The organism is Micromonospora sp. NPDC049081 (assembly GCF_040648835.1).
GTDB classification, from domain to species: domain Bacteria; phylum Actinomycetota; class Actinomycetes; order Mycobacteriales; family Micromonosporaceae; genus Micromonospora; species Micromonospora antibiotica.
In genome coordinates this window covers 370020-388163 of the sequence record NZ_JBEZEK010000001.1, presented here as the reverse complement: position 1 = coordinate 388163, position 18144 = coordinate 370020, and the positions used below count along the sequence as shown (strand labels likewise).

Sequence of the window (18144 nt, the reverse complement as noted above, 5' to 3'; positions counted from 1 at the left end):
GCAACTACCGGCGTGGGATCCCGTACCGGGCGAGGTCACCCCGGGAGTTGATCCCGAGCTTGGCATAGGCACGGAACAGGTGGTTCTCCACCGTCCGTACCGACAGGACCAGGCGCCCGGCGATCTCGGCGTTCGTCGCCCCACCCGCGGCGAGCTCGGCGACGAGGCGCTCACGGGAGGTCAACGGGTCGGCGGGCACGGGTGACCGGCGCAGCAGGGGAGTCGGCGGGTCACCCACCTCGTGCGCGAGCTCGGCGGCCCGTCGCCGGGCCGCCGCCGCAGCCCGACCGGACGCGCACCGGGCCGCCGCCGCGGCGGCCTCTGCCGCGTACAGGGGTGAACCGACCGTCTCGAAGGCCGCCGCGGCCTCCGACAGGGTCGCGGGGCAGGCACGTTCCAGCCCGGTGGCCAGGGCCAGCCGCGCCACGCCGACGGGGGACCCGACGGCGAGCGACGCCAGCCGGGCCCGTACCCCGACGCCGTCGTGCATCCGCAGGCGCTCGTGCAGGATCCATGACTCGGCGGCCACCGCCCGTTCCCGTGCGGCCCGGGCCTGACCCTGCCGCAGCAGGTCGCAGGCCAGGGCGTGACGACCCTCGGCGTACGCCGCCCAGCCCAGCGCGATCGGCACGGTGTGGCGCAGGAACCCCAGGCCCGCCCGGGGCGAGCGCAGGTGGGTCACCCACGTCGGCTCCGGGGTCAGACCGCGCGAGCCGTGGGCCACGGTCAGCACGGACAGGCAGACCCGGGTGCAGTCGGTCATCCCGGCGGCCACCGAGGTCACCAGGCTCCGCCGCGCCCAGCGTGTCGCATCGTCCAGGTGCCCCGCCTGCAACCGGGCCGCGGCGACGCACACCGCCGCCCAGGCGCGCTCGAAGACCACCCCGTCGGCCAGCGCGCCGTGGTACGCACGTTCGGCGGTGTGCGCGGCGTCGTCGAGCCGACCGTGCTCGCGCAGGGCGTGGCTGGCGTACACGAGCAGTTTGTCGCGGGTCCCGGCGGTCGCCTCCGGCCCGGCGGCCGTGACCTGGTCGAGCAGTTCCTCGACGACGGCGACCGCCTCGCCGGTCCGCCCGAGGTGGGCCAGGGCGTTGCTGCGGCTCGTCGCCAGCATGGTCCGGACCGGCAACGGCAGCGTGACGTCGTCCCCGACGTCGGACGCGAGTGCCAGCGCCTCGTCGGGGAACCCGGCGTATGCTAGGGCGTCGGCCTCGGCGACCGCGAACAGGGCCCCGACCGGTGCGCCGGCGGGATACCGGGCGGACTGCTGCCGCAGCACGTCCCGGGCGGCGGGCAGGTCGTGGCAGCCCCAGAGGACCACCTTGTGCAGGGTCACGGCGAGCAGGGCGGCGTCCCTGCCCGGTGGGGTACGGCCCAGCGCGTCGCGTAGGACGGCCACGGCCTCGTCGGCACGCCCGGTCTCCCAGAGGTTGACCGCGAGGACGAGGGCGGCACCGACGGCGTCCTCCGGGTGGGCGGTCCACACCTCGGGGACCCGGTCGAGGCACGCCCGGGCGAGCCGTACCGCGACGTCCGTCGCACCACCGGCGGCGGCGACCCGCGCCGCGGCCAGCAACGGCCCCGGCTGCGCGGCCTCTCCGGCGTCCAGGCTCAACACGGTGCACCGCACCTGGTCGTGCGGCGCGAGACTCCGGGCGACCGCGAGGTGCTCGCGGAGCACCGCCCGCCGACGGGCGGGCGACAGCCCTTCCCACAGCACCTCGGCGAACAACGGGTGCACGAACCGTGCGGTCTCGGCCGCCCAGACCGCGATCCCGTGGGCGACCAGGTGCTCGGTTCCGGCGAGGTGCCCGGCCTGCGCGATCTCGTCGTCGTGCGCCCGGCCGGTGGCGGCCAGGAAGCGGGCGGCGGCGACGGCGTCGTCGGGCAGGCCCGCCAGGCGGGTCGGCAGGAGGCTACGTAGCCCGGTGGGGACCGGCAGCGGCCCGACGGCGTGCCAGCCGACCGCCGACCGGTGCAACGCGCCGCTGCGTCGCGCGCCGTCGAGCAGTTGGGTGACGAACAGGGCGTTCCCGCCGGTCCGCCGCCACACGTCGTCGACGATCCCGGCGTCGACCGGGCCGTCGAGCAGCGCGTCGACCAGCTCCTCCGTGCACGTCCGGTCGAACGGCGCGATCGGCAGGAGCACGGTGTTCGACGACGCCGCGAGCTCGGCCACGGCGGGCGGCACCCGATCGTCGGCGGTCCGGACGGTACCGACCAGGGTGCGACCGGCGTCGCGGGCGACCCGTACCGCCACGGCCAGGGAGACCTCGTCGCAGCCGTCCAGGTCGTCGACCGCGAGCACCGTGCCGGCGGGGACCGCCCGGAGCACCTGGGCGACCATCTCCGTCAGTGACGTCGTCGCCGGGTCGACCAGGTGCGCCAGGGCCGCCAGCGGGACGTGTGACAGGCCCCGCGTGCCCCAGGCGCGGACGGCGGGAACGGCCGTGGACACCGCGTCGAGCAGCCGGGTCTTGCCCACGCCTGCCTCGCCGGTGACCAGGACCACGTCCGTCTGTGGATCGCGTACCGCAGCGAGGACGTCGCTGAACTCCCCGGCCCGGCCGATCATCGTCATGCCGGGATCATCTCCTCAGCCCCGTTGATGGATGAAGCGTGCCGGCCGACGCCACCAGGCCTCCCGGGCACTCGTGAGCTGGACAGGCCCACCGGCGATCGACGACCGGCGGCACGGGCCCACACGGGACCGGGTTGCGGCCCCGCGTCGCGGCGGTTCGCCCGCTGTCCGGGCGTCGACCGCCATGCCGTGCGCCCGTGTGCAGGCGCGGCTGGTCCACTCGTGGTGGTAGCGGCTGTGTGCTGCCTGCATTGTGGCCTCGACGAACCGGTACGCCAACAATGCGCTCCAATCGGAATCCCGACCGGCCCGAGCGGGTGCCCACCGTGTCCGCCGCCCCGCCCACCCGCCGTTGCGCATCATTGCCAGGTTCTGCCGCAATTCTGGACAAAGGAAGCGCCGCGCCGAATTGGCGGTATTGGCCCGGCATGCTCGATCTGCGCCCGGCAGGGAATCCGACGTTGGTCGGGCATCAACCGACAACGATATTATCGATTGCATTGAATTTCTCGACCTCGAAGGGACGATTATGTCCACATTGGTTCGCGCGGTCGTCGCGGCTGCCGCCCTGGCATTCGTCGTCGTTGGTGCCCAGGCGGCGCTGGCGTCGGCGCCTTCCGGTGACGTGGTCGCGTTGTGCGCCCACGCACCCCGTGGCTGCGACAGCTGACCCACCCTGCTGCGGCCGTCGCCCAGCCTGCGACATCGGGTGGCACCTCGCCTGAGGTGCCACCCGTGGCGGTGGCGTTCTGTCGTGGGGCATGGACAGTTCGGCGACCGTGCACGACCGTGCCCGTGCCGGTCAGGTCCTGGCACCCCGGAACTGACAGCTGCACGTGATCCTGCCCGGCATGCTCCGCGCCAACGCACCACCCGGCCTGTCCCGGGCGGCGATCGACGATCCCCACGTCCGGGCGCTCGGGGGCACCCCAAACCGGTCCGAGCTCGGCGGACCGCCGCAATCGGCGAGTAGCAGTCGATTCCGTCGCTCTCATCCAGCTCGCCGCCGCACTGGACCTGCCGCTCACCACGCTGCTCGACGCGCTCGTCGCCTCCACCGGGGCCGCCGGGATCGGGACCATCCAGTCCGGTGTCTTTCCCGAGAACACCGCCAGCCTGGCCCTGCACGAGCGGGCCGGCTTCCGGTCGTCGGCGTCCGCGAACGCGTCGGCCGCCACGACGCCCTCCTCATCCGTCTCGCTGGCGGCCAGGAGGTGCTCGCCCGCGCGGTCATCGACGCTGGGGCACCCCGAACGTCCTCGGCGCGTCCGGCCTGTCCGCCCGTGGCGAGACCGACGCCGCCGCGTACCTGACACCACCGGCCATGACGGTGTCCCGGCCTCAACTGGTCGAGCCACCATGGTGGTCGAGTCTGTCGTGGAGCGTGTCGGCGAAGCCTTCGGCCATGGCGAGTTGGTCGCGCAGCGCGGTGACGCGGGTGGTGGCGGCGGTGTGGAACATGCCGAGCCGGTCGAGCAGGTCGGCGCGGTCGTTGCCGGTGGCGGTGTCGAGGGCGTCGAGGACGGCGAGCAGCTCGCGCATCTCGTCGAGGCTGAAGCCGAGGGGTTTCATCCGTTTGACCACGGCGAGGCGGCCGAGGTCGGGTTCGGTGTAGAGGCGGAAGCCGCCCTCGCTGCGGGCGGAGGGCACGATCAGGCCGGCCTCCTCGTAGTGGCGGATGGTCCGGATGCTCAGCCCGACCCGCTCTGCTGCCTCGCCGATCTGCATGAGGCGGCCGGTGGCCGGGTCGCAGGGGTGCTGCTGCGGCCCGGTGTCCCGGCTGGTGGCGGCCATCAGTGGCCGACGCCGAGTTGCCCGGCGAGAGTGTCGTGGATGCGGGCGCTGGGCTTGTTGAGTTCGATGATCTCGACGGTCTTGCCCCGGGTGGCGTACCTGGTGGCGATGGCGTCGAGGGCGGCGACGGAGGAGGCGTCCCAGACGTGGGCGTGGGTCATGTCGATGACCACGGTGTCAGGGTCGTTCGCGTAGTCGAACTGGCCGACGAGGTCGTTGCTGGAGGCGAAGAACAGCTCCCCGTGCACGGAGTAGACCCGGGTGGTGCCGTCGGGGTCGAGGACGCTGGTGACCTCGACCAGGTGGGCGACCCGGCGGGCGAAGATCACCATGGCGGTGAGGACACCGACGACGACGCCGATGGCCAGGTTGTGGGTGGCCAGGGTGGTTACCACGGTGGCCAGCATGACGGTCGTCTCGCCGTACGGCATCCGCTTGAGCGTCCTCGGCGCGACGGAGTGCCAGTCGAAGGTCGACACCGCCACGATGATCATCACCGCGACGAGGGCGGCCATCGGGATGACGGCGACCACGTCGCCGAGCACGACGACGAGGACCAGCAGGAACACGCCGGCCAGGAAGGTCGACAAGCGGGTCCGGGCACCGGATGCCTTCACGTTGATCATCGTCTGGCCGATCATGGCGCAGCCGCCCATGCCACCGAAGAAGCCGGTGACGATGTTGGCCACACCCTGGCCCCAGGACTCGCGGGTCTTGTTGGAGTGCGTGTCGGTGATGTCGTCGACCAGTTTGGCGGTCATCAGCGACTCCATCAGCCCGACCAGCGCGATACCCAGGGCGTAGGGGGCGATCAGGGTGAGGGTGTCCATGGTCCAGGGGATCTGCGGCAGGCCGGGGGTGGGCAGGCTGTCCGGCAGGGCACCCTCGTCGCCGACGGTCGGCACCGCGATGCTGGCGACGACGGTTGTCAGGGTCAGCACCACGATGGCGACCAGCGGCGCCGGGACGGCGCGGGTGAGCCGGGGCAACCCGACCATGATCGCCAGCGCGACGGCGACGAGGGGGTAGACCAGCCACGGTACGCCGAGCAGGTGCGGAACCTGGGCGGCGAAGATCAGGATCGCCAGGGCGTTGACGAAGCCCACCATGACGCTGCGCGGGATGAACCGCATCAGCTTCGCCACCCCGAGCACCGCCAGCAGGATCTGGATCGCGCCACCGAGGATCACCGCCGCGATCAGGTGGTCCAGCCCGTGCTCCTTCGCCAGCGGCGCGACCACGAGGGCGATCGCGCCGGTCGCGGCGGAGATCATCGCCGGCCGGCCACCGCAGATCGCGATCGTGACCGCCATCGTGAATGACGCGAACAGCCCCACCCGGGGGTCGACCCCGGCCAGGATCGAGAAGGAGATCGCCTCCGGGATCAACGCGAGGGCGACGACCAGTCCGGCGAGGACCTCGGTGCGGAACACCTTCGGCGACAGCCAGGACGGACGGGACAGACGCGGCCGGACGACCGCGGACAGCACAGAAGACATACAGCCATTTCCACTCGGGCGTCTCGTGGACGCGCGCAACCCCAGCGCCGGGGCGCAGCCCGTTCACCGATCAGCGACAGGAACCGGGCACCCGCATTCGGACCCCGACGAACCACCAGCAGCGCCAGCCGGATCGGCCACCGAACCTACTCTCTCGTCAGGGGAGAGTTGGTCGAACGTGGTGGTCGTCACCCGGATCGCGGTCGTGCTGCCCGACCCCACCGCTCCCATGCCGACCCGCCTGCTCAGCGCCGCCGCCGACGCGGCCCACGGAGCCGGGAACCGGCCCGAGCCGACCGGATGTGCATCCCGCTGCCACCCGGGAGACGTGGACGCCGTGCTCGACGGGATGGGTGGGACGATCCGCAGGTCGTACCCGGAGATGCACCACCGGGACGGCCTGTCCCACCGGCGTGCGCCGCGCGTGGTCCGCCCACCCGCCGCAGCCCGCTGGCGGACGGCGGGCGCGGGGAGCCCCGGTGGGGCCGGCCCGAAAGATCGGTACCGGCCCCACCGGGGTGGGTCTCCGGCGTCCGGGCCTAGCTGGTGGTGCAGGTGATGCTGGCCGGCGGGTTGTTGCTGCCGTTCCAGGTCGCGGTGAAACCGAACGTGGTGGAGGCGCCCGCGGCGAGCGCGCCGTTGTAGGCGACGTTGGAGACCGTCACGTTCGCCCCGCTCTGGGTGTGGCTGCCGTTCCAGATCTGGTTGATCACCTGGCCGTTGGGGAAGGTCCAGGACACCTTCCACCCGTTGATCGGCGTCGCCCCGGCGGTGACGGTGACGTCGGCCTGGAAGCCACCGGACCAGGAGTTGGTGATGGTGTACTTCGCCGTCGCCTGGCCTGCCGGCGGCGCGGTGGTGCCGGTCGGCGTCGGGGTCGGCGTCGCGGTGGGGGTGGGAGGCGGCGTCGCGGTGGGGGTCGCGCCGACGAAGGTCAGCTTGACCACGTACGCGAGTGCACTGTACGGCGCGTTCGCCGACGGCATGGCGATACGCAGGCCGGACCCGTCCTGGGTGGGCCGGGGCAGGTTGATGTACGTGCCGGCGGTGGAGCCGAGCAGTTGCACACCGGTCAGGTTGCCCAGGTTCACCCGGCCCGACGTCATCGTCGAGATGGTCAGGGTGCTGCCCGGCCAGCCCAGCACCGTCGCGTACAGGACGGTGTTGTTCTTGTTGCGGGTGAACCGGATGTCCCGGTTGGTGCCCGCGCGCGGCGTGACGAACGAGCCGCCGCCCATCTGGGTGGGGCCCTCGCCGTAGACGGACCAGGCCCGGGTGCCGTAGATCGACTCGCCGAACCGCTTGAGGTGGTCGCCGATACCCCGCAGGATCGTCTGTTGCCCGGACGGGATGACGCCGTCGGCCGTCGGCGCGACGTTGAGGACCATGGTGCCGTTCTTGCTGACCCGGTCGATCAACGCGTGCAGCAGGGCGGTGGTCGAGTAGTAGCCGATGCCCTGGGTGTAGCACCAGCTGCTGCTGGAGACGCTGTCGTCGGTGAGCCAGTAGGGGGACTGGATGCCCGCCGGGCCGCCGCGCTCGAAGTCGTAGACCTCACCGCGGTTGTTGAACCCGTCCTTGTAGGTGACCACCACGTCCCGGTTCCACGCGACAGCCTTGTTGTAGTAGTACGCCAGGAAGTCCAGTCGCCGTGCCTCGTCGATCCGGCCCAGGTAGAGGTCCTGCCAGATGAGGTCGGGCTGGTAGCCGTCGATGACCTCCCGCAGCTTGTCGGTCCACAGTTGCTGCTCGGTGGCGTTGTCGAGCTGACCGTAGAGCTTGCGCAGGGTGGTGCTCGACTGCTGTGGCACGTACTGGTAGTAGCCGCCGAAGTTCCACTGGTGGTGCAGCGAGACGAACAGCTTGAGGCCCTTGGCGCGGATGGCGTCGGCGTGCAGCCGCAGCAGGTCCAGCTTCGGGCCGGTGGCCACGGAGTTCCACTCGTTGACCCTGCTGTTCCACATCGAGTAGCCGTCATGGTGCTCGGCCACCGGACCGGCGAACTTCGCCCCGGCGTCGACGAACAACTGGGCCCACTCGTTGGGGTCCCAGTTGCCGCCGGCGGACTTGAGCTTCGGCGCGAACTGCACCCAGTTGCCCGCCTTGTCGCGGGACCCGTTGATGAAGTTGTGGTACGGCCAGGCCGCCGGATCGCCGTACACGCTCTTGTGATGGTTGTTCTCGTACGAGCCGTTGTTGTACATGTTGCGCGGGTACCACTCGTTGCCGAACGCGGGGACGGCGAACGCCCCCCAGTGGTAGTAGATGCCGAACTTGCCGTCCTGGAACCACTCGGCGGCCGGTGGGTGCTGGTCGACAGACGCCCAGGTCGGCGTGTAGCTCTGCGGGCCGGCGGTGGCCAGGGCGTTACGGGCACCGAGTAGACCGGTCGCGGCGATGACGCCCGTGGCGCCACCTGCGACGAGCAGGCCGCGGCGGGTCAGCCGCAGGGATGACGAGGACATGAGGGGTCTCCTTGGGGGACGGTGGTGGTGTGGCGGAGACCAGGTCACCGGTAGCCGGCGGCGACGATGTTGGCCTGGACGGCGTTCTCCGTGGCGTCGGTGGGGTAGCCGGCGGTCATCACGCCCTCGTAGAAGGTGCCGGCGGCGCCGTGGCTGTTGTCGCCGCCGATGCCGAGGATGATCGCGCCTTCCTTCTTCATCGGGTTGTAGCCCGCGACGTTGGGCCGTGCGCCGTTGTAGAAGGTCGACAGGCTGCCGGACTGGGCGTTGCCGCCCCGGATGGCCCAGTGGTTGGGCTCGCCCTTGATGATCGCGGTGAGGTAGCGGTGGCTGATGCTGGGGTCGTTGGCGTTGTACTTCTGGTTGACCCCGGAGAAGAGGCCGTTCTCCAGGTCGGCCATGATCCACGGGCCGTTGCCGGCGCCGTAACCCCAGACCTTGTTGTTGCCGAAGTAGATGGCCTCCATCGTGCCGTTGCCGTTGTCCCGGCTGTTGGTCTCGGCATTGCCGTAGTCGAAGCAGCAGCCGCCGTTGTAGTGCGTGCCGTCGAGGATGGCGTACATGCCTTCCGGCTGGTCGCCCTTGGCGATGCCGTTGGTGGTGTTGTTCCGGTAACCGGTGCCCGGGGCGACGAACACCCCGTACGCCTTCTGGCCGTTGAGCGTGGTGGGGGCGGCGGTGGCGTTGGCCAGGTTGTCGTATCCGCCGGGCGCGGGACCGGGGAAGCCGCCGGGGGGCGCCTGGGTGAGGTGGTTACCGCGGCCGCTCTGGTCGTAGATGATGGTGATCAGGCAGGTCGTGTTGGCGCAGAAGGTGTCCTGGGCGGCGGCGTTGGCGACCCCGCCGGCGGTCAGCGGGGTGATGGTGCGGGTGGTGTTGTCCGAGGCCCGGCGGACCTGGTAGAGGTTGCCGGTGTACGCGGCGTACAGGGCCCGGGTGGTGCTGTGCGCGGCCACGCAGGGGGTGTTGCCGGCGGCGTAGAGGTCACAGGGCAGCCGGGTGCCCGGCGGCGGCGTGGTGGGCGGAGGAGTGGTCGGCGGCGGGGTGGTCGGCGGCGGGGTGGTCGGCGGCGGCGTGGTGGGTGGCGGGGTGGTCGGGGTGACACCGCCGGTGCAGGTCGTGCCGTTCAGCGTGAACGTGGTGGGCGCCGGGTTGCTGCCGGTCGCCGCGCCGTTGAAGCCGAACGAGGTGCTGCCTCCGGTGGGGATGCTGCCGTTGTAGGACACGTTGGTGACGGCGACCTGGCCGCCCGACTGGGTGTAGGAGCCGTTCCAGAGTTGGGTGACGGTCTGGCCGGCGTCGAAGCTCCAGGTGAGCCGCCAACTGGTGACCGGGTCACCCAGGTTGGTGATGGTGACGCCCGCGCCGAATCCACCGGGCCACTGTGAACTGACCGTGTAGGTGACCTGGCAGCCGGCGGCCGCCGCGGACGCCTGCGGCGTCCCGACCGTGCCGCTGCCGATCAGCACCAGCGTGGCCAGGGCCGCGACCGGCCCCGACGCTCGACGCCAGACGGTGCCACGTTTCATGGAGTCCTCCAGATGTGGACGGGAGTTCACGGGCCCGCTCGGGTGGGCCCGTTCGGTACACCGCCTGTCGGGCCCGAACTCCGGCAGACGGGAGGTGACGGTGCGGTCCGGTGAGTCCGTTGGCCGGTGCCGTCGGGGCTGGTGGCCCGGACGCCGGGGCGCTGACCAGCCGAATCGGCGGCAGAGGGTGGGACCCGGCTGCTGCACTGAGGAGCAAGTTAACGTTCACATCAGGGCGTGTCAATGGTTGTGTCGACAGTGCTCCATCCCCGCCCCGGTTGCCTGAGGTGGCCTGCGACGGCTTCCTCACCAGCGGAAATGGCGGGGGATCGGTGTTGGGTCCGCGAGTCGATCAGGTGAAGTCGACAGGTGTTGCGGGCGATGAGGGTGGCGTGTCGGCGGTGGCTCGGACCGGCGAATCCGGCTCATCGGGGTGCCCGACGCGCTCCGGGGGCGGGCCAGGAGGGCCTCTGCGGGCCGGTTTGTCGCCGTCGGGCAGCTCCGGAGCGCTCTGGCAGTCCGCATTAATCCGAAACTGTTAACGTAAACATCTATCCGGCGGCTGGCTGGCCCGCAGGCAGTCTCGGTCACATATCAGCAGGTGAGGCTGCATGGTGGCGTCTCCGGCGGTGCGGGTTCTGCGGCGGTCGCGGTCGAAGATCGAGGGTTCAGAAGTTTCGAGAAATCTGGTGTCACATCTTGACGAACGGCATCTCCATCCACGAGAGTCCATATAGGCGGCACCGCGTGCGATCAGCGGCTGACGAGTCAGCAAAGATGCAGGTGAAGGTATTCGGGCAGCACCTGTTAACGCTCTCACGACGGCCGGTCACCGCAGGGTGTCCGCCAGCCGGGCTGCTGACGATTGGCGACGTCGACCGCCACGTCCAGCTCTTCCGTCGAGGGGCCGGGCTCGCAGTCGACCTCATCCTGCTTCATGCCGCCCACCCCGCACCCGACGCGTCCACGCCGCGACGGCGTCACCCGCGCCCGACAGCCGCGCACGACGACGCCCGAGCAGACCGACACCAGGAGCCGTCTCATGACCCGACGTTCGTCCATCGCCGGCGCGCTGGCTACCGCGGCGGTACTCGTCGCGGCGCTGGCCGGTGCCGCACTGACCGGGAGTCCCGGCACCGCGTCCGCCGCCGAGGTCGGCCCGCTGGCCGCGACAGCAGGCTGCGGCAAGGCCCCCACCCTGGGCAACGGCACCTACACCATCTCCAGCGGTGGCAAGAACCGCAGCTTCATCCTGAAGCTGCCCGACGGCTACGACCGCAACCGCCAGTACCGGCTGGTGTTCGGATTCCACTGGTGGGGCGGCACCGCCGTCGACGTCGCGACCGGTCAGACGGTGCAGCGCGACGTCTGGGCCTACTACGGCCTGCTGCGGCTGTCGAACAACAGCACGATCTTCGTGGCGCCGCAGGGCATCGGCAACGGCTGGGCCAACACCGGCGGTGAGGACGTCACCTTCGTCGACGACATGCTCCGCCGGATCGAGGGCGACCTGTGCGTCGACACGACGCAGCGCTTCTCCGTCGGGTTCAGCTACGGCGGTGGGATGAGCTACGCCCTGGCCTGTGCCCGGCCGAACGTCTTCCGGGCCGTCGCCGTCCAGTCCTCGCCCGGCACGCTCAGCGGATGCAGCGGCGGCACCCAGCCGATCGCGTACCTCGGCGTGCACGGCATCGGTGACAACATCGCCAGCGGACGGGCGCTGCGGGACCGCTTCGTCCGCAACAACGGGTGCACGGCGGCGAGCCCGCCGGAGCCGAGGGCCGGCAGCCTGACCCACACGGTCTACAGCTACTCCGGTTGCCGGGCCGGCTACCCCGTGGTGTGGGCGGCCTTCGACGGTGGGCACATCGCCGCCCCGCAGGACGGTGCCGGCGGGGACAGCGGCACCCGGACCTGGGTCCCGGGCGAGGTGTGGCGGTTCTTCACCCAGTTCGCCGGCACCACGCCGACCACCCCACCCACCACGACCCCGCCGACCACGCCACCCACGACTCCGCCGACCAGTCCCGGGGCGGGTGGTTGCACGGCCAGCTACCAGACCGTCGGCCAGTGGCAGGGCGGCTTCCAGGGTGAGGTCACGGTGACCGCCGGCGTCCGCGCCATCACCGGCTGGCGGGTCAGTTGGACGCTCGCCGACGGGCAGAGCATCACCCAGCTCTGGGGTGGGCGCAACACCCCCTCCGGCAGCACCCAGAACGTCGGCAACGAGGCGTGGAACGGCAACCTGGCCGCCAGCGCGTCCACGACGTTCGGCTTCACCGCGGGTGGCTCGGCGACGACGCCCGCCCTCACCTGCACCGCGACCTGAGAGACCATAGGCGCAGCTCCCGATGCCTGCCGCCCCCCGGAGGAGGCAGCACAAGATCAGGAGTTTCGTTCTCGCCGCCGTGCTGGCGGGCACAGGTACGCCGGTGCGGGCTGCCGGGTCGACTACACGGTCACCAGTTCGTGGCCGGGTGGCTTCGGCCCGGCAGTCACCGTCACCAACCTCGGCGATCCGATCGACCCTCGGCGGTCGTACGCCGGGCATCCGGTCACCCGGTCCGGAGCCCAGGTCACCGTCACCAACCTGAGCTACAACGCGGCCATCCCCACCGGCGGGAAGCGCCGTCCTGTGTCCTGGGCGTCGGTCAGCTCAGTTACCGCGCCGTGCGCCGGCCGGCACGCAGCCCAGTCCGATACGACATCTCTCTCGCTTCCTCCGGCCTCGTTGAGGCCGCCCGCCTGCCCATGCTGTGGGTACTGTGCGCCCAGGCATGACGCCAGCTGCACGACCTGGTCCCAGAGCCGATCCAGCAGGACGAGTACCGCATCGAGGAACCGTGAGCCGCTCCCAGCCGGGGTACTCCCGCATCGCGTCCGGAATCTGCGCCGCCCGTCGCTCGACCGGCTCCGGAGCAGGCATCCGCGTCGTCGTCACCGTCATGGCCTGTCCCTTCCCGTACGTTCAGTTCGGGCAGGTCCGGGGGAACACCCCCGCGTGCGCGGGGAGCCCTCACGAACCCGACGCCCCATCGCCAGAATCCCTTCACGGCCGAGATCCAGGCACGGTTCCTTATGCGATGTTGTCCTGCTTCGCCGGTATGTGGCGGCTTCGTGTCAGGCAGCGAAGGTCCCGCATCATGGCTGACCTGGGCGCACCCGAGTCGGAGGTTTCACCACTTCTGCTGACCGCTTTCACCGACCCCCGGCAGGTTCTGCCGGTTGCGGCGGAAACGGCGACGAGCGGCGGGGAACGGATATCACCGCCGCTCACGCAAGGAAGCAGAGAACGCCACGTAGCCGGCCACGTCGGCACCAAGGGATCATCCTGCACGTGCGGGAGCAGAGGGTGACCATCGAGATGATGCTGCCGGCGATGGACCACCCCGCATGCGCTGGAACCACGCATCGCGTCAGGAACACCAAATGACGCTGCCGCACCGTGGATGCTGAACTACCGTGCTGTGGTGCAGGCATACGAGGTTCAGCGGGCGATGCAGGCAGCCATGTCGAGCGCCTCATCGCTCGGCCTGACCGCCCACAATGGTGCCGTCCTGCACAACTCGAACGCGCTCACCCTGAGGCTGGAGCCCTGCGCCGTGCTCGCCCGGGTCGCCCCGGCAGCGAACCAGTGTGCCCAGCTTGAAGTGGATGTTGCTCGGCGGTTGGCTGAGCTCGGGAGCCCGGTGGCCGCGCTGGAGTCGCCCGAGGTGTTTATCCGGGGCGACTACGTGGTCACCTTCTGGACCTACTACGAACCGGCGACTACTCAGTCACTGTCGAACGCGGAGTACGTCGGCGCGCTCGAACGTCTGCATGCCGGGATGCGTAAGGTCGACCTGCCCGTCCCGCATTTCACGGACCGGGTTTCCGCGGCGCAGACGCTCGTGGCCGACCATGCCCGAACGCCGGAACTGGTTGATTCGGATCGGGTCTTCCTCGCCAGCACGTTGGACCGTATGCGGCGCGCGGTCAGCGAGAGCGGCCGACCCGAGCAGCTTCTGCACGGTGAACCCCATCCCGGCAACCTGCTCTCGACCCGGACCGGCCCGCTCTTCATCGACTTCGAGACCTGTTGCCGGGGGCCGGTCGAGTTCGACCTGGCCCACGCGCCCGACGACGTCGGTGACCACTACCCGGGCGTCGACCGCCGGCTGCTCCGAGATTGCCGGACCCTCATGCTGGCGATGATCACCACGTGGCGCTGGGATCGCGGGGACCAGTTCCCCGACGGCCATCGGCTCGGCGTCGAGTGGCTGAGCGAACTCCGGAGGGCAACGGCCCAGTCTGGATAGGTAAGTCGACCCGTCCTCGAAGGCGCAGCCCAGCCCCGCCAGCGTGGGCCGCGCGCGGCCCACGCTGGCGGGGCTGGCGGATTCTCGGTCGAGGCTCCGAACCGAGCGCCCCGGCATCGACAACGTGCTCATCGACACGACCGACCCCGGCTCCATCACCGCCGCCGCAGACGAGATGCTCGGCCGGCACCCGGCCTCAACGGCCTCGTCGCCATGGCCGGCCGAGCAGGGTAGAGAAGCGGTTCGTCACCGCGGTGAACTCGATGAACCGCGTCGTGGCCCGGTCCCGACTCGGGTGCCGGGGGTCGGATCGGGCACCTGACGCCCGAGCGGCGACCCGCTACGGTGGCGTGGTGCCTACCGACATCCACGGGCCCCGATGAGCGGGGGCCTCGCCGTCGCCGCCTGCCACACCACAACCGCCTGCCCCGGGCCCCGTTCGGACCAGTCCACCCGCCACACCGACGCGAACGCGGTGCGCTCGCCGGCGGCGTCGAACAGGGTGAGTCCGGGGTTGGCACCGATCAGGCGTACCGACATCGTCATCCCTACCCCGCCACGAACCCGTCCGGACCGTGAACCTATCAGTGCTACCCCGGCGTGGAAACGAAGCCGGGACGGCGGATGTCCCGACACTGAGGCGCAGTGCCTTCCGCACCGCAAGGGCCGTCGCCGCGGTGGGTGGGCCGGAGAGGCATCCTCGTCGGGCGGTCGTCGACGGCATCCTGTATCGACTCCCGGAGCGTGCGGACGGCCGACACCGTCCACCGCGACACCCGTGGCTACGAAAGCGGGAAGATTGCGGCACTCGCCCGCCTCACCGTCCTACGCACACGAGATGCAGTGGCGGGCGAACGGCCGCACGGCGAGTCGTTCCGCACCGATCGGTTGCTGGCAGCGCTCGCAGCGCCCGTAGGTCTCCGCCTCCAGCCTGAGCAGGGCGTCGTCGACCTCGGCGATCCGCGCCCGCGTCGCGGCGAGCAACGCGATCAGCTGGGCGCGTTCGAAGCCGACGGTGGCACCCTCGGGATCGTGTTCGTCGTCGGCGTTCGAATCCCGCGATGCCGTGAACAGCGCCTCCAGATCCCGCGCCAGCGTCGCCGCCTCGGACTCCGCACCCGCCCGTAACCGCAGCAGCTCCTCCCGGATCATCGTCACAGTTTAGTACCGGAGGGGCACACCAACGGCTGATCCCGTTGGCCGGAGCGGCCGCTCCCGGCCGTCGGCGGCCCGGTCAGGATGCCTGGCGGGGTGCGGCGACGACGGCGACGTGCTCCATCGGTAGCGCGCCGGTCCGCTCGACGTCCAATCCGGCGCGGCCGAGCAGCTCGGTGACGTGGTGGAGGCTCCGGTGCGCCCCGCCGGTGATCATCAGCAGGTGCAGATCCCACAGGGCCGGCAGCACGGACGGGTCCTCGTCGACGACGAAGCGGTCCAGGACCAGCAGCCGGGCCGTCGGGCCGGACATCGCCCGGCGACAGTTGCCGAAGGCCTGGACGACCGCGTCGTCGTCCCACCCGGCCAGCGCGCGGGACAGGATATAGACGTCGCCGCCCGTCGGCACGCTGGTGAACATGTCGCCGCCGACGAGGGTGACCCGGTGGAGCCCGACGGTGGCGGCCAGGTGTTCGCCGGCCCTGGGCATCATGTGCTCGCGGTCGAACAGCACGCCCTTGGCGTCGGGTGTGGCCGCGAGGAGCGTGGAGAGCAGCTGCCCGCCGCCACCGCCGACGTCCACGATGGTCTTGCCGCCGGTGAAGTCGAAGGCGGCCGGCACCTCATGGAAGAACATGTTGCCGGCGTTCATGGTGGCCTGGAACCGGCGGGCGGTGTCCGGATCCCCGCTCAGGTAGTCGTAGAAGGAGCTGCCGTAGGCGGCCTCGAAGCCGGAGTTGACCATGCTGATCGCCCGGTGGGCGTGCCCCCACGCGGCGTAGTACTCCTCGCCGTGCAGCAGGCACATGTCGCGCATCGACGGTGAGTCGGAACGCAGCGCCTCGCTGATCGGGGTGCTGCGGTAGCCGCTCGTCTCGCTACCGTCGAACACGCGCATCGCCACCATGAGTCGCATGAGACGACGTATCCCCGCTGCGGAAGCGCCGCTTGCCGCAGCCAGTTCGTCGCTGGTGGTCCGGCCGGCGGCGACGTGATCCGGTAATCCGAGCTTGACCACGGTGTAGAGAGCCTGTGCCTTCCACCCGCCGGTCATGACATCGACAATGTCCCGAGTGGCCTGTAGGTCGATTGCCATTGTTCCTCCGCCCGCACTGCCCTTCGCGACGACGGTGGCAACCGTACCCCGTAGGGAACTGCCGAGGAAGGGCTTTGGTGTCACGGACGCGCTCCGTTCGGCCAATGACCGGAGTGCGACAAAATTGATGTACAACAACGGTGGTTCCCGGCGTGCGTCGTGGCGAACCGCCGTTGTTGTATTGACGGGTTGCTCGCGGACGACGGGTTAGGGTGCGCACGACATACCCAGCTCACCGAAGGGGAGGGCCACCAAGCGTGTCCCAGCAGAGCACCGTCACAACGGATGGCCGAGACGACGGAACGGACGACAGCGTCGAGACCCTGTTCGAATTGCCCGCACCGTCCTTCACCACCCCGCGCGCCGACCCACGGCCGCAGCCGGGTGCGGCGGCACCGGACGCCGGTCCGCTGGCGACCCGGATGCGACCCCGCACGATCGACGAGATCGTCGGTCAGGCTCACCTGCTGCGTCCCGGTGCCCCGTTACGCCGACTGCTCGAGGGCGCAGGCGCGGCCTCGGTGCTGCTCTACGGCCCGCCCGGCACCGGAAAGACCACGATCGCCCGGCTGCTGGCCACCGCCGGCACCCGCCAGTTCGTGGCCCTCTCGGCGCTGTCCAGCGGCGTCAAGGAGGTGCGCGACGTGATGGTCGAGGCCCGCCGCCGGCTCGACCGGCAGCACCGGCAGACCGTGCTGTTCATCGACGAGGTGCACCGCTTCTCCAAGACGCAGCAGGACGCGCTGCTCGGTGCGGTCGAGGACCGGCTGGTGCTGCTGGTCGCCGCCACCACCGAGAACCCGTCGTTCTCGGTGGTGACCCCGCTGCTGTCGCGCCTGCTGGTGCTGCAACTGCGCTCGTTGGGCGACGCCGACGTCCGTGACCTGCTCCGTCGCGCCGCAGCGGATCCACGGGGCCTCGGCGGCGCGGTCACGCTGTCGGTCGAGGCCGAAGCCGCGCTGGTGCGGCTGGCCGCCGGTGACGCCCGCAGCGCGCTGACGGCGTTGGAGGCCGCCGCCGACGGGGTGCTGGCGACCGGTGGCACCGAGATCGACGTGCCCGCCGTGGAACGGGCCGTCGCGGAGACGACCGTGCGATACGACCGGCAGGGCGACCAGCACTACGACGTCATCAGCGCCTTCATCAAGTCGATCCGTGGTTCCGACCCCGACGCCGCGTTGCACTACCTGGCCCGGATGCTGGTGGCCGGGGAGGACCCGCGGTTCGTCGCGCGGCGGCTCGTCGTACACGCCAGCGAGGACGTCGGCCTGGCCGATCCCACGGCCCTGCACACGGCAGTCGCCGCGGCACAGGCGGTGCAGCTGATCGGCATGCCCGAGGCGCGTCTCGCGCTGACGCAGGCCACTCTGCACCTCGCGATGGCGCCGAAGTCCAACGCGGTGATCGAGAGCATTGACGCGGCGATGTCGGACGTGCGCAGGGGTGCCGTGGGCGACGTCCCCGCCCACCTGCGCTACGGGCGCTACAAGGGTGCCGCGGAACTCGGCAACGCGATCGGTTACCGCTATCCGCACAAGGTGCCGGACGGTGTGCTGGAACAGCAGTATCCGCCGGACGGTCTGGTGGGAAAGAACTACTACCATCCGAGTCGGCACGGTGGTGAGCGCACCCTTCGTGATCGACTCGCAGACCTCCGGCGCGTGATTCGTGGCGGCTGACACATAACACAGTGGACGGTCGTTGCAAAAGAGTCGGGCGGGTGGTCG

Annotated in this window: 11 protein-coding genes and 1 pseudogene; 4 read left to right on the top strand and 8 right to left on the bottom strand. The window is 70.7% G+C overall.

The features are described from left to right. Positions 1–4: 4 nt before the first annotated feature. Entirely contained in the window at positions 5–2581 is a 2577-nt protein-coding gene (locus AB0B63_RS01255) for a LuxR C-terminal-related transcriptional regulator (protein ID WP_357013595.1), read from the bottom strand. A gap of 1032 nt (positions 2582–3613) precedes the next feature. On the opposite strand from AB0B63_RS01255, the pseudogene AB0B63_RS01250 reads away from it, so the two are divergent. Beyond that, a pseudogene (locus AB0B63_RS01250) lies at positions 3614–3756 on the top strand (N-acetyltransferase); the annotation flags it as partial. Between the two features lie 166 nt (positions 3757–3922). On the opposite strand, the gene AB0B63_RS01245 reads toward AB0B63_RS01250, so the two are convergent. The 5 genes from AB0B63_RS01245 to AB0B63_RS01225 all read right to left on the bottom strand — a co-directional run bounded on the left by AB0B63_RS01245 (position 3923) and on the right by AB0B63_RS01225 (position 10807). Further along, positions 3923–4309 (bottom strand): MerR family transcriptional regulator, encoded by a 387-nt coding sequence (locus AB0B63_RS01245; protein ID WP_357014353.1) that lies wholly within the window; start codon positions 4307–4309, stop codon positions 3923–3925. A gap of 65 nt (positions 4310–4374) precedes the next feature. Then, positions 4375–5874 (bottom strand): SulP family inorganic anion transporter, encoded by a 1500-nt coding sequence (locus AB0B63_RS01240; RefSeq protein WP_357013592.1) that lies wholly within the window; start codon positions 5872–5874, stop codon positions 4375–4377. Between the two features lie 539 nt (positions 5875–6413). Then, positions 6414–8339 carry an alpha-L-fucosidase gene (locus AB0B63_RS01235; RefSeq protein ID WP_244253307.1) on the bottom strand — a complete coding sequence of 642 codons (1926 nt, stop codon included), beginning with the start codon at positions 8337–8339 and terminating at the stop codon, positions 6414–6416. A gap of 44 nt (positions 8340–8383) precedes the next feature. Then, complete coding sequence (locus AB0B63_RS01230) at positions 8384–9868, bottom strand: arabinofuranosidase catalytic domain-containing protein (RefSeq protein WP_357013589.1); 1485 nt, start codon at positions 9866–9868, stop codon at positions 8384–8386. 816 nt (positions 9869–10684) lie between these two features. Next, complete coding sequence (locus tag AB0B63_RS01225) at positions 10685–10807, bottom strand: hypothetical protein (protein WP_279632885.1); 123 nt, start codon at positions 10805–10807, stop codon at positions 10685–10687. A gap of 103 nt (positions 10808–10910) precedes the next feature. Between AB0B63_RS01225 and AB0B63_RS01220 the strand changes: the two genes are divergently transcribed. Continuing rightward, positions 10911–12197, top strand: a complete 1287-nt coding sequence (locus AB0B63_RS01220; protein WP_208569986.1) for a cellulose binding domain-containing protein — start codon at positions 10911–10913, stop codon at positions 12195–12197. Between the two features lie 1120 nt (positions 12198–13317). Then, positions 13318–14166: an aminoglycoside phosphotransferase family protein gene (locus AB0B63_RS01215; RefSeq protein ID WP_357013584.1), complete on the top strand. Its 849-nt coding sequence runs from the start codon at positions 13318–13320 to the stop codon at positions 14164–14166. Between the two features lie 825 nt (positions 14167–14991). Here AB0B63_RS01215 and AB0B63_RS01210 read toward each other — a convergent pair. Further along, positions 14992–15318 carry a TraR/DksA C4-type zinc finger protein gene (locus AB0B63_RS01210; protein ID WP_208569987.1) on the bottom strand — a complete coding sequence of 109 codons (327 nt, stop codon included), beginning with the start codon at positions 15316–15318 and terminating at the stop codon, positions 14992–14994. A gap of 82 nt (positions 15319–15400) precedes the next feature. Continuing rightward, on the bottom strand, positions 15401–16375 hold the full coding sequence (locus AB0B63_RS01205; protein WP_357013579.1) for a methyltransferase: 975 nt from the start codon (positions 16373–16375) through the stop codon (positions 15401–15403). A gap of 464 nt (positions 16376–16839) precedes the next feature. On the opposite strand from AB0B63_RS01205, the gene AB0B63_RS01200 reads away from it, so the two are divergent. After that, a complete protein-coding gene (locus AB0B63_RS01200) occupies positions 16840–18096 on the top strand; it encodes a replication-associated recombination protein A (RefSeq protein ID WP_357014351.1) in 1257 nt (418 codons plus the stop codon). The last annotated feature ends 48 nt before the right edge of the window (positions 18097–18144 follow it).

What these genes read in the sequence shown, in the direction of transcription:
- AB0B63_RS01230 (WP_357013589.1), bottom strand. Translation starts at nt 9,868, where the DNA reads ATGAAACGTGGCACCGTCTGGCGTCGAGCGTCGGGGCCGGTCGCGGCC.
- AB0B63_RS01200 (WP_357014351.1), top strand. Translation starts at nt 16,840, where the DNA reads ATGCGACCCCGCACGATCGACGAGATCGTCGGTCAGGCTCACCTGCTG.
- AB0B63_RS01240 (WP_357013592.1), bottom strand. Translation starts at nt 5,874, where the DNA reads ATGTCTTCTGTGCTGTCCGCGGTCGTCCGGCCGCGTCTGTCCCGTCCG.
- AB0B63_RS01235 (WP_244253307.1), bottom strand. Translation starts at nt 8,339, where the DNA reads ATGTCCTCGTCATCCCTGCGGCTGACCCGCCGCGGCCTGCTCGTCGCA.
- AB0B63_RS01255 (WP_357013595.1), bottom strand. Translation starts at nt 2,581, where the DNA reads ATGACGATGATCGGCCGGGCCGGGGAGTTCAGCGACGTCCTCGCTGCG.
- AB0B63_RS01205 (WP_357013579.1), bottom strand. Translation starts at nt 16,375, where the DNA reads ATGACCGGCGGGTGGAAGGCACAGGCTCTCTACACCGTGGTCAAGCTC.
- AB0B63_RS01215 (WP_357013584.1), top strand. Translation starts at nt 13,318, where the DNA reads ATGCTGAACTACCGTGCTGTGGTGCAGGCATACGAGGTTCAGCGGGCG.
- AB0B63_RS01220 (WP_208569986.1), top strand. Translation starts at nt 10,911, where the DNA reads ATGACCCGACGTTCGTCCATCGCCGGCGCGCTGGCTACCGCGGCGGTA.
- AB0B63_RS01245 (WP_357014353.1), bottom strand. Translation starts at nt 4,309, where the DNA reads ATGCAGATCGGCGAGGCAGCAGAGCGGGTCGGGCTGAGCATCCGGACC.
- AB0B63_RS01210 (WP_208569987.1), bottom strand. Translation starts at nt 15,318, where the DNA reads ATGATCCGGGAGGAGCTGCTGCGGTTACGGGCGGGTGCGGAGTCCGAG.
- AB0B63_RS01225 (WP_279632885.1), bottom strand. Translation starts at nt 10,807, where the DNA reads ATGAAGCAGGATGAGGTCGACTGCGAGCCCGGCCCCTCGACGGAAGAG.